This window comes from Eggerthella sp. 1_3_56FAA (genome assembly GCF_000185625.1).
Taxonomy (GTDB): Bacteria; Actinomycetota; Coriobacteriia; order Coriobacteriales; family Eggerthellaceae; genus Eggerthella; species Eggerthella lenta.
In genome coordinates this window covers 1,033,582-1,045,350 of sequence record NZ_GL622580.1, presented here as the reverse complement: position 1 = coordinate 1,045,350, position 11,769 = coordinate 1,033,582, and the positions used below count along the sequence as shown (strand labels likewise).

Annotated in this window: 7 protein-coding genes; 4 read left to right on the top strand and 3 right to left on the bottom strand. The window is 64.0% G+C overall.

Annotated features, from left to right (window positions below; all coding sequences use genetic code 11):
- Nucleotides 1–260 (bottom strand): LysR family transcriptional regulator (locus HMPREF1023_RS09680; protein WP_009306102.1); only part of this gene is annotated, 260 nt, incomplete at its 3' end.
- Between the two features lie 4 nt (nt 261–264).
- Nucleotides 265–1,731 (bottom strand): response regulator transcription factor, encoded by a 1,467-nt coding sequence (locus tag HMPREF1023_RS09675; RefSeq protein WP_009306101.1) that lies wholly within the window; start codon nt 1,729–1,731, stop codon nt 265–267.
- 387 nt (nt 1,732–2,118) lie between these two features.
- On the opposite strand from HMPREF1023_RS09675, the gene HMPREF1023_RS09670 reads away from it, so the two are divergent.
- From HMPREF1023_RS09670 to HMPREF1023_RS09655, 4 genes are all read left to right on the top strand, one after another.
- Nucleotides 2,119–5,172 (top strand): molybdopterin-dependent oxidoreductase, encoded by a 3,054-nt coding sequence (locus tag HMPREF1023_RS09670; protein ID WP_009306100.1) that lies wholly within the window; start codon nt 2,119–2,121, stop codon nt 5,170–5,172.
- Between the two features lie 3 nt (nt 5,173–5,175).
- Nucleotides 5,176–5,808: a 4Fe-4S dicluster domain-containing protein gene (locus tag HMPREF1023_RS09665; protein WP_009306099.1), complete on the top strand. Its 633-nt coding sequence runs from the start codon at nt 5,176–5,178 to the stop codon at nt 5,806–5,808.
- Nucleotides 5,808–6,677, top strand: coding sequence for a DmsC/YnfH family molybdoenzyme membrane anchor subunit (locus tag HMPREF1023_RS09660; RefSeq protein ID WP_009306098.1), 870 nt, complete (start codon nt 5,808–5,810; stop codon nt 6,675–6,677). The genes HMPREF1023_RS09665 and HMPREF1023_RS09660 overlap by 1 nt, the downstream gene beginning before the upstream one ends.
- A gap of 528 nt (nt 6,678–7,205) precedes the next feature.
- Nucleotides 7,206–10,880: an EAL domain-containing protein gene (locus HMPREF1023_RS09655; RefSeq protein ID WP_232228707.1), complete on the top strand. Its 3,675-nt coding sequence runs from the start codon at nt 7,206–7,208 to the stop codon at nt 10,878–10,880.
- A gap of 2 nt (nt 10,881–10,882) precedes the next feature.
- On the opposite strand, the gene HMPREF1023_RS09650 is transcribed toward HMPREF1023_RS09655, so the two are convergent.
- Nucleotides 10,883–11,761 carry a DmsC/YnfH family molybdoenzyme membrane anchor subunit gene (locus HMPREF1023_RS09650; RefSeq protein ID WP_009306096.1) on the bottom strand — a complete coding sequence of 293 codons (879 nt, stop codon included), beginning with the start codon at nt 11,759–11,761 and terminating at the stop codon, nt 10,883–10,885.
- Nucleotides 11,762–11,769: the final 8 nt, after the last annotated feature.

Genomic DNA, 11,769 nt, shown 5'->3' with positions numbered 1-11,769 from the left:
TCGCGCGCCGCGCGCACCAGCAGCTCGGTGGCGCGCAGCAGCTTCTCCATCTGCCGCGCCTGCGCGTACAGCACGCCGCCCGCCTCGGTCAGGCTCACGCCGCTGCGGTCGCGTACGAACAGGTCGGCCCCGAATTCGCGCTCCAACAAGGCCACGTGCTTGCTCAGCGTCGACTGCGTCAGATGCAGCTCGCGCGCAGCCGCCGTGAAGCTGCCGCACTCGGCCACCTTCGCGAACTCGTGCAGATACGCCGTCTCCATCGCCTCAGACCGCCTCGTCCTGCGCGGCCGTCTCGTGGGCCAGGTCGATGAGCTCTTGGCGGTTGTCCACGCCCGTCTTCTGGTAGATGTGGCGGATGTGCGTGCTCACCGTACCCGCCGAGATGAACAGCGTCTCCTGGATGCGCGAGATGGTGCGCCCCTCCAGCAGCAGCGGAAGCACATCGGTCTCGCGCGGCGACAGGGCGAAGCGCTCCGCGATCAGCGCACACGGATCCACCGGGTCGGCCGGGTCGTCGGCGGCCTCTTCGGGCACCGTGCCCATCAGGCTGACCTCGCCGATGCCGATTTTGATGAGGTCGGTCTCCGTGAACAGGAACAAATGCGCGATGAACAGCAGCGACACGGCCACCAGCGTGACCAGCGTAAGGTCGAACATGCTGACCCCGGTCGCCTCCAGCGAATGGGCGAACAGCTGGCCTGCAGTCTCGCCGCCGTACAGCGCCACGAACCCCAGGCCGATCGTCCGCGCCGGGCTCACACGGAAGCTGGACGCCACGTCGATGCACACCACGCACAGCACCAGCACGAAGCAGTGGTAGCCGCCGAAGATAAGCGCGCTCGAATACGTGTTGTTGTCGGCCATAAACGGCGTGGACAAGCACCCCAAGCACAGCATCAGCATGGAGACGCGGTACGAGAAGAACACGCTGTCGCGCTGCAGGAACACGGCTATCAGGCAGATGGCCAACGCTCCGATGAAGCCCGCCAGAAACAGGTACGTGCCGAAGATGTCCTGCACCTCGTAGGTTTTGAACCCCGACACCACGTCGAAGAACCCCATCAACATGCCGATGAGCACCGCGCCCAGAAGCGCCTTCGCGAACAGGGTCGCCGTATGGCGCGACAAAGGCTGCTCGGGCTCGCGCGGCAGCTGCGGCGTATCGGGCGCGCTGCGCCTGAGAGCTGCCGCCGAAAGCACGGGCATGACAACGATGAGCACGATGACGGGTATCGCCGGCCCTACGATCAGCAAGAACCCCACGACGAACGCGATGCACAGCGACGAGGCAAGCTCCACAAGCGCCAAGCGGCCTCCCAGCCCCGACTCGAGCTCGATCCAGCACAAGAACAGCACGGCCGAGCCCGTGCCGGTCATGACCGCGCTCAGGCCCAGCACCAGCATGCCGACGGGCGTGGTAGGATCGGAGAACGGCGTGAGCACGCTGCCCGCGCTCATCATGATGGCCGATCCCAGCACGATGGAGCGGTTGCCGCTCACCCGCTCGCGCCGCACGATGACGGAGACGAACAGCATGGTCACCACCATGGCCACCAGCGATATGATCAGGCTGACGTACAGCGAGCCGCGCACGTCCGACGAGAAGCCGTACGGCACGATGCTGTAGAACATCATGAGCATCCAAAGCCATTGCAAGGCCGCACCCGCGATGCGCGTGAGGGAAAGGCTCGTCCCCAACGCAGTATCCCATGCACTCCGAAGCTTTTCCATGCCCCACCCCCTGTGAGCCCGTACGGAACGTCGCTCGCGCCGACCCCTCTGTCGACGGGTTCGATTATACGGAAAAGATGAGCATCCCTCTTTGAGGAAGTTATTCTAGTTTCAGAATAGTTTATGACCTTCGTTTGATGTTTTTCCAGTTCAAATCGTCATCGATTTTTTCATGATCACAAGATCATAAGAATTTATGATGCGGTCGAACCCGCTTTCCAACCTTTGAACGATGCTCTGCATCCCCTCGCATCCGTATGGTCAACCCAAGCGACACGGGGACTTTGCACCGGTCCGGAGCCCGAGGCTTCGCCCGGAAGCCCCCCTCCCCGATCGCCCGAACGAAGACGAGCAAGACGAGAACGAGGAGAAAGAAGGAGGAGGAGTATGGGTAACCTGACCATGTCACGACGCACGTTCGTCAAGACCGCCGCCATCACCGGTGCGGCAGCCGCGGCGTTCGGCGCTTCGACGCACACCGCGCTGGCCGAAGAGACGTACAGCAGCGTGTCCGGCAACGACACCGTGGCCGTGAAAACGTGCTGCCGCGGCTGCGGCAAGATGGAGTGCGGCGTCAAGGTCATCGTCCAGAACGGGCGGGCCATACGCGTCGAGGGCGACGAGGGAGCGTTCCAGTCCATGGGCAACTGCTGCACGAAGTCGCAGTCGTCCATCCAGGCGGCGTACCACCCCGACCGTCTGCACTATCCCATGAAGCGCACGAACCCGAAGGGCGAGGAGCCCGGCTGGCAGCGCATCTCGTGGGACGAGGCCATGCAGTCCATCGTGGACAACTTCATGGACATCAAGGCGAAGCACGGCGGCGAGGCCATCGCCTGCCAGGTGGGCACGTCGCGCATCTGGTGCATGCACTCGGAGTCCATCCTGAAGAACATGCTGGAAACGCCGAACAACGTTGAGGCCTGGCAGATCTGCAAGGGCCCGCGCCACTTCGCCACCACCATGGTGTCGCAGTTCGCCATGTCGTGGATGGAAACCATCACGCGCCCGAAAGTGTACGTGCAGTGGGGCGGCGCGTCCGAGCTGTCCAACTACGACGACTCCTGCCGCACCACGGTGGACGTGGCATCGCGCGCCGACGTGCACATCAGCGTCGACCCCCGCATGGCCAACATGGGCAAGGAAGCCGACTACTGGCAGCACCTGCGCCCCGGCACCGACGGCGCCCTGGCCCTGGCCTGGACGAACGTCATCATCGAGAAGAAGCTCTACGACGAGCTGTACGTGAAGAAGTGGACGAACGCCCCGTTCCTCGTGTGCGAGGACATGGAGCCCTCCGGCTTCCCCACCGTGCGCACCGACGGTTCCTACTGGGACGTGAAAACCGCGCTGCTCAAGGAAAGCGACATCAAGGAGGGCGGCAGCCCCTATAAGTTCCTCGTGTACGACAACAACTGGGAGAAGCTGAAGGCCGAGGGCGTCGAGCACGAGTACGGCGCGTTCACCTGGTTCAACGCCGACCAGGAAGGCGTCATCGACGAGACCGGCGGCTTCTGGGAGGGCGAGAACTACGACTCCGAGAAGGCGCGCCAAGGCCGCGAGGCCGCGCAGGACAACCTGCTGCCGGGCCAGACGCAGGGCTGGCTGCCCGATCCCATGCCGTTCGACCCCGCCATCGACCCCGCGCTGGAAGGCGAGTTCGAGATCACGCTGAAGGACGGCAAGACCGTGAAGGTCAAGCCGGTGTGGGAGCACTACAAGGCCCGCGCCGCCGAGTACAAGCCCGAGGTGGCGGCCGAGATCACCGGCATCCCCGCCTCCGAGATCGAGGCGGCGGCCACGGCCTACGGCACGCGCATCGACCCGTCCACCGGCTACGGCAACGGCGGCATCCAGTACATGCTGGCGGTCGAGCACTTCTGCAGCGCCATCCAGAACTGCAGCGCCTTCGACAACCTCGTGGGCATCACCGGCAACATGGACACCCCGGGCGGCAACCGCGGCCCGACCATCGTCCCCATCGACGGCGACCTCCAGGGCTTCAGCGCCTGGGCCCCCGGCGCCACCACCCCGCCGGAGGAAGTCAACCGCAAGCAGATCGGCATCGACAAGTTCCCGCTGATCGGCTGGTGGCAGTACTGGTGCGACAGTCACTCGCTGTGGGATGCCGTCATCACGGGCGACCCCTACCCGGTGCGCGCGCTGTGGAACGAGTCCGGCAACTTCATGAGCCAGACGAACACCACCCGCGCCTGGGAGGCCCTCCTGTCGCTGGACTTCTACGTCGACCTCAACCTGTGGCACACGCCGCAGAACGACACCGCCGACATCATCCTGCCGGTTGCGCACTGGATCGAGCTCAACTCGCCGCGCGCGTCGCAGGGTTCCGCCGGCGCGATGGGCGCCACGGTCAAGTGCGTGCAGCCGCCCGCGGAGGCCAAGTACGACCCCGAGATCGTCATGGACCTCGCCCGCCGCATGAATTGGCAGTGGACCAACGAGCCCGGCAACGAGTGGCCCGATATCGACTGGCAGCTGGACGACTCCATCAAGCTGCTCACCGATGACGAGCTGACCTACACCACGTGGCACGTGGAGAACGGCGTCCCCACCTACGAACGTCACGGCGTTCCGATGGCCGAGGTCAAGCCCAAGTACAAGACGTGGGACGAGTACGTCAAGGCCTTCCAGGAGCATGGCTGGTGGCAGGCGAAGGACATCGAGCCGCGTAACTGGGGCACGTACCGCCGCTACCAGACCGGCGCGATGCGCGCACGCGACCGCGTGTGGGCACGCCTGGACTACACGGCCGGCAAGGGCATCGGCGACTGGAAGCCGGGCTGGTTCACCCCGACGATGAAGCAGGAGATCTGGTCCACCGTCATGGAGACGCACCATCCCGACCATCCCGAGTGGAGGCTTCCCACCTACACCGAGCCGCCCCACGGCCCGAAGGATGGCGACCGCATCAAGGAATACCCGCTGACCGCCACCACCGGCCGTCGCATCCCGGTGTACTTCCACTCCGAGCATCGCCAGCTTCCCTGGTGCCGCGAGCTGTGGCCCGTGCCGCGCGTGGAGATCAACCCGAAGACGGCCGCCGAGTACGGCATCGAGCAGGGCGACTGGGTGTGGATCGAAACCGAGTGGGGCAAGATCCGCGAAGTGGCCGACCTGTACTACGGCGTGAAGGAAGACGTCATCAACCTCGAGCACACGTGGTGGTACCCCGAGGTGAAGGACGCCGGCCACGGCTGGCAGTTCTCCCAGGTGAACCAGCTGATCGACCACTACGCCCAGGACCCGCACTCCGGCACGTCCAACCTGCGCGCCTACCAGGTGAAGATCTACAAGGCCACGCCCGAGAACTCGCCGTTCAACAACCCCGTGCCGTGCGACTCCACCGGCACGCCCATCATCCATACCTCCGACGACCCCCGTCTGAAGGAATGGCTGCCTACCTACGAAGGGAGGGAGTAAACCATGACGAAGGCTATCATCACCGACCTCAACCGGTGCGTGGGCTGCCTGGCGTGCTCGGTCGCCTGCAAGGCGGTCAACAACGTGCCCATCGGCAGCTACTGGAACAAAGTGGTGCGCGTGGGGCCGAACCCCATCCCGGGCGGATCAGGGCAGTACCCCGACGTGTACATGTACTTCCTGCCCATCAGCTGCCAGCACTGCGAGAACCCCGAGTGCGTGAAGGTGTGCCCCACCGAGGCGTCGCACGTGGCCGAGGACGGCTCCATCCAGATCGACAAGGAGAAGTGCATCGGCTGCCAGTTCTGCGTCATGGCCTGCCCCTACGGCGTCCGCTACCTCAACGAGGAGGAGAAGGTCGTCGAGAAGTGCACGCTGTGCGAGCAGAAGCTGTCGCAGGGCGAGCTGCCCCAGTGCGTCAGCCAGTGCGGCGGCAACGCCCGCTGGATCGGCGACACCGAGGCCGGCTACGAGTCGTTCGAGGGTTCCGAGGACCCGCTGGGCAAGCGCCGCAAGATGGTGGAGTTCCTGGAGCCGTTCACCGACGCCGACGTGCACAAGCTGCCCGACGTGGGCAACAAGCCGTCGTACTCCTACATCCTACGCGACCATCACTGGGAAGGAGGTGATGAGTAATGGAAACGCAGTGGCCTCTCGTCATCTTCACGCTGTTCGTATGCTTGACCTGCGGCACGCTGGGCGGCATGTCCATCCTGGCGCTTAAGGGTCAGGGCAGGAACCTGCAGATGACCGCGCTCATCACGTCCGCCGTCTCGCTGGTGGTGGGCGGCATCGGAGCCTTCCTGCACCTCGAGCACTGGGAGCGCATCTTCAACGGCTTCGGGCACATCACGTCGGGCATCACCCAGGAGCTCATCGGATGCGTGGCGCTGGCCATCGTCATCGTCGCATGGTTCGTGGTCCTTCGAGGCGGCAAGCCCGTTCCCAAGGCGCTGGCCTGGGCGACCCTCGCGGTTGCCGTGCTCATGGTGGTCGCCACCGCTCACTCCTACCTCATGCCGGCCCGTCCCGCGTGGGGCCTGGCGCTCGTGGCGTTCTATCTGGGCAACGCGTGCCTCCTGGGCGCCGCGGCCGTCTGGCTGATCTCCGTCCTGAAGAAGGACGAGGCCGTCGAGGCGACGGGCATCCAGCTGACGTTCATCGCCGCCCTCGTGCAGATCGTGGCCGACGTGGTGTTCGTCATCGCCTGCGCCATGGCGAAGATCGCGCAGTTCGGCTACTACGCCGACCCGACGTCGATGACCACGGCCCCCACGCACGTCGACAGCCTGATGACCGTCATGGTGTCCGGCGCGGGAGCGCCCATGTTCTGGGGCTCCATCGTCTCCGTGATCGTGGCTGCGGCCTGCGCCTTCGTGGCGAAGAAGAAGGTGGGCGCCTCCAAGACGCTCATGGTCGTCGCCGCCATCGGAGCGCTGGCCACCTCCGTGATGTTCCGCGTGCTGATCTACCAGCTGGGCTACCCGGTGGTCCTGATGTACTAACCGCACGACGCCCGGCATCTTCGGATGCCGGGCGGCACCCCGGTCGCGTTCCGGGAAGGAAACTGCAGCCTTCCCGGAACCGATCGAGGCAAGCGGGGCGATCCCCCTCCCCCGGCCCCGCTTGCCTCGATCTTGCGCCGCCGTCCCCTCCCCTCATGCGGCGCACCAGATCGACCCATCGGCCCGGCCGTCCGCCCCTCCCCCTATCGCGGACCGCCGGGCATCTTCATGCCCCGATCCCGACCATCTCCTCTTTTCCCGTTCACGTCGTCGGAAAAGCCGGCGCGGATGCCTCGTGGGCGTCCGCACACGGACGAACAACCGGAGGCCATGGCATCATTTTGCGCTTGCCGAACCCAACCCGTCGCCGAAGCCCTACAATGGATCAAAGAGCTTGAGACAGGAGATCCGATGCCGGGCAGCCGACGAAAAAGCGCCTCGACGCAGGGCCATACGTATGTCATCGACCAATCGTATCGCGTCGTGTATCTCGACCGTGCGGCCCGTCGCGTATTCCCCGGTGGACGAGTGGGCGAACTCTGCTACGAATGCTTCCGCGGGCAAAGCGAACCGTGCAAGGACTGCCCCTGGAACGCCGAGTCGAACGAGCACGCGACGCAAAGCGTCATCTACAGCGCGCGCACGGGAAGTTGGTACGAGATAACCTGCCTCGAGCTGGACTGGTTCAACGAAGGCCCCTGCGTGCTGTTCTCCGGCCATCCCGTCGACGAGCACAGCCGCAGCTTGTTCACGTCGTTGAGCGAGCCGTCATCTTACGATGAGCTGTTCGAACTCAACCTCACCGACGATGCATACAAGATTCTCTACCATGAGCCCGGAAAATTCACGACGCCTCCGCTCGAGGGACGCATCAGCGACATGTTCCCCGACGTGCGCGACCGCATGATCCACCCCGAAGACCGCGATCGCTTCCATGCGTTCTGGGATTTCGACACGTTGCTCGACCGCATCGAACAAGCAGGCGGCGCACTGCGCGGAGAGTTCCGCAAGCACCTCGAATCGGGGGCATGGAGCTGGACGTCGCTGACCGTGGCACCCGTCAAGCGCGGCGGAAGCGGCGAGCGCGTGGTCATGTGCTTCATCGCGGACATCGAAGAAGAGATGCAGCGACGCACGGATCAGGCAGAACGCTCGCAAATCCAGCTATTGCGCGAACGCGACCAGCTGACCGGCCTGTACAATGCGGCTACGTTTTACGACAAAGCCGAACGCCTGGTAGCCGACATGCCCGACATCGCGTACGATGCAGCGTACATCGACATCGAGCACTTCAAAATATACAACGAGTGGCATGGGCGCGAAGCAGGCGACGCCATCTTGCGCGCCATCGCCTCACGTATCGGGGAGATCGCCCGTAAGCACGGCGGCATAGCCGGCTACCTGGGCGGCGACGATTTCACGCTGCTGCTGCCTCACGGCCTGATCGACGAAAAACGCGTGGAAAGCGAGCTGAAGAAGGAGCCGTTCGATTCCGAGGACACCATCGGGTTCCAGCCCGCTTTCGGAGTGTGCGCCATCGACAGCCCGGACGTGTCCGTAGTCACCGCCTGCGACCATGCGATGATCGCCATGAACTCCGTCAAAGGCGCCTACACCAAGCGCATCGCCTGGTACGAAGCCGAGATGACCGAGGAGATGGAGACCGAGGCGAAGATCCTGCTCGAGGTGAAGCGCGCGCTGACGAACCATGAGTTCGTGCTGCACTGGCAACCGCAATGCAACACGCGCACCGAGCGCATCGTGGGCCTCGAAGCCCTCGTGCGCTGGCAGCACCCTTCGCGCGGCATCGTCATGCCGGGCGCGTTCATCCCCGTGCTCGAGCGCAACAACTTCATCGCCAGCCTCGATCTGTACGTATGGGAGGAAGCGTGCCGCCATATCCGTTCATGGATTGATCGCGGCGGTGTGCCCATTCCCGTATCGGTGAACATCTCCCGGGCCGACCTGTACGCCATCGACGTGGTCGAAGCGCTGGAAGGCCTGGTCTCAAGATACGACCTCGACCATCGCCTGCTAGAGCTCGAGATCACCGAAAGCGCGTACGCAGAAGACGAGAAAATGGCCGATGCGGTCGCCCGTCTCAAAGGACTCGGCTTCACCATCCTCATGGACGATTTCGGCAGCGGTTATTCCTCGCTCAACATGCTGAAGGACATCACGGTCGACATCTTGAAAATCGACATGGGCTTCCTCGCTCGACAGGATCAGTCTCAACGCAGCGAAAGCATCCTTGAGGCCATCGTGTCCATGGCTCGATTCATGGATCTGCGCATCATCGCCGAGGGCGCCGAGACGAAGGAGCAGGTGGACTTCCTGCAAGGCATAGGTTGCGATTACGCGCAGGGCTACTACTTTTACCGTCCCATGTCTACCGAGGCGCTCGAGCAACTGCTGTCGCAGGACGGCATCGTGGACTACCGAGGCGTGTTGAACCCCAGCATGGAGCTCATCGACGTGAACGCGCTGCTGCACGACGACATGGTAAGCCGCGCTGCTGTAAACAACCTGATCGGCGGCTTAGCCGTGTACGCCGTGTACGCCGACCGTTTCGAGCTGCTGCAAGTGAACAACGAGTACTACCACGTCACCGGATGCAACTCGATCGATCTGCGCGAACGACAGAACCGGATCTCGCGCCAAGTGCACCCCGACGATCTGCCCCTCGTACAAAGCATGTTTGCCGAAGCGTACGAGCGCCCCGTCACGGGAGCTGAAGCCACCTTTCGTCGGTACCGACTGAACGGCGAGATCATGTGGATGCGCATGCGCGCCTTCTTCCTGCGCCGCGAGCAAGACCGCACCATCTTCTTCGCCTCGCTGGCGGACGTGACCGAGCAGAAACAGCAGGAAGACGAGCTGCGCGAGTCGCAGGCGGTGCTCGAATTGGAAGACGAGGTCCTGCATCGCATCATTCAGCAATCGGATCTGAACGTGTGGGTGCACGACATCGCTTCCGACCGACTGTCGTTCCAGAACCTCTCGTCGAACGGCATCGCCTCCCTTTTGGCCGCCTCGGCGGACGAGGAGGACACCGCCAGCCTGGGCGACGACGTGAGCAATGTCCTGCGGAGGCTGTCGCGCGAAACGTTATGGGGCAGACCTGCCGCTCGCACGATCAAGGTATGGTCGAATACGGGAGAGCCGCTGACGCTGCATATAGAACGCGAGATCGTGCAAGACGCGAACGGCAAGCCCGCCCGCGTCATCGGCTACCTGGAAGATCCTTTGAACGATTCGCGGGCGAAACTGACGCGCTCGGACGACAACCGGCTGCTCGACATCCTCAAGGGTGCCGCGGTGGATCACTGGTATATCAACGTGAACACGAAGAGCTTCCTCAACTCGGCCGATCGCCGCGCATGGCGCTATTGGGCCGGAATCTCGCTGGACGACTGGTCGAGCAGCATGCTCGAAGACCGCCTTGGCAAATACACCGGCCCAAGCCAGGACGCAGAAGCCATCGAGAACTTCCTCGATTTCGACGACATGCTGCAGCGTTTCGCCGACGGAGAGCGCAACGACTCCCTCGAGTACCGACTCGGCGAAAACGACGATGAACGCTGGATGGAGCTGAGCTACCGCATGGTGCAGCTCGAGGAAGACGGCTACGTGTACGCCTATCTGTCGGTCACCGACATCGACGAGCGCAAGCGTCGCGAGCTCGATCTGGAGGACAAGGCCGAGCACGACGCGCTGACCGGCCTGCTGAACCGCCAAAGCGCCTCGGTGCGCATGGCCAACGCGCTGGAGCGCACGCTGCAGCGCGGTTACCGCGGCGCGTTCGCCATCATCGACCTCGACGACTTCAAGCAGGTGAACGACCGCTACGGCCACCTGTCGGGTGACACGGTGCTGGCCGACGTGGCGCAGCATTTGTGCGGTGCGTTCAGGAAGGGCGACCTTATCTGCCGCTGGGGCGGCGACGAGTTCGTCGTGTACTGCGAGGACATGGAGCGCGACGATATCGAGAGGCGCCTGGTCGAGCTGTCGGAAGGCCCTTGGAACGCGACGCTGCCCGACAACCGCGTGATCGAGCTGTCGGTGTCGACCGGCATCGCCATGGTGCCGCAGGACGGCATCGCGTTCAAGACGGTGTACGAGCGCGCCGATCGCGCGCTGTATCGAGCGAAATCGAAGGGCAAGGCGCACTTCTGCTTCTTCGAGGCGGACAAGGACTCCTAGACTTATACGCCCAGACCCACCGTCATGTGCATCATGTAGAACGCGAACCGCATGACGAAGATGCCGGCCAGCACGAGCACGGCAGCTCCCGCCGCGCGCCCGACCGACAGCCGAACCCGTCGAGGCCACAATTCGACGGCGTCCAGGCCAATGCCCGCCATGCCAAGCACGCCGAACGCGCATACCATCAAACCGTACGAGGGCACCAGTTCCGCCGCCGTAAGATACGAGTTCTCGATCGAGGCCAAATCCGCACCCTGCATGCCGAACGTCACCACGTTCACGGCCAACGCCGCAGCGGCCACCATCGTCAGCGCGCGTCCCATACGGCCTTCAACCGGCTCGTAGCCCGCGGCGCGCAGCCCCGCGATGGCGAGTATGGGGCCGCCCACCAGCGCGTTCAGCATCAAATTGAGCGGCACGTACACCGTGTACCACGACACTATGGTGTCGGCGGCATAGGTACAGCCCACCGCAGCCACGAACACCGCGCCCGCCAGCATGGCCAGAACGAGCCACGCTCGCTGTAACTGCGGTTTGGGATGCTCGACGAAGTTGTACAGCCAATACAATCCGGCCAGCGCCAGAAACACCACCGCGCAGAACACCTCGGTGGACAAGGGGCTGCGTCCCACCCCAAGGAACACGTACAGCGCGTTAGCGGGGTTGCCCAGGTGGGTGGCCGAGGCGACGAGACCCACCATGGCAACCACGAGGGGCAGCCCCAAGAACACGTTGAGCCGCTGACGCAGGACAACGGACGCGCCGCGCCCCAGCACGGGAAGCCCCATGCAGATGAACGCAACCACGCCCGACGGCGCCAACGTCGTGAACAGCACGAGCGTAATCTCGCCGAGCGCGGTATCGAATCCTGAAATCATACAGGCTA

What these genes read in the sequence shown, in the direction of transcription:
- HMPREF1023_RS09670 (WP_009306100.1), top strand. Translation starts at nt 2,119, where the DNA reads ATGGGTAACCTGACCATGTCACGACGCACGTTCGTCAAGACCGCCGCC.
- HMPREF1023_RS09650 (WP_009306096.1), bottom strand. Translation starts at nt 11,761, where the DNA reads ATGATTTCAGGATTCGATACCGCGCTCGGCGAGATTACGCTCGTGCTG.
- HMPREF1023_RS09665 (WP_009306099.1), top strand. Translation starts at nt 5,176, where the DNA reads ATGACGAAGGCTATCATCACCGACCTCAACCGGTGCGTGGGCTGCCTG.
- HMPREF1023_RS09660 (WP_009306098.1), top strand. Translation starts at nt 5,808, where the DNA reads ATGGAAACGCAGTGGCCTCTCGTCATCTTCACGCTGTTCGTATGCTTG.
- HMPREF1023_RS09675 (WP_009306101.1), bottom strand. Translation starts at nt 1,731, where the DNA reads ATGGAAAAGCTTCGGAGTGCATGGGATACTGCGTTGGGGACGAGCCTT.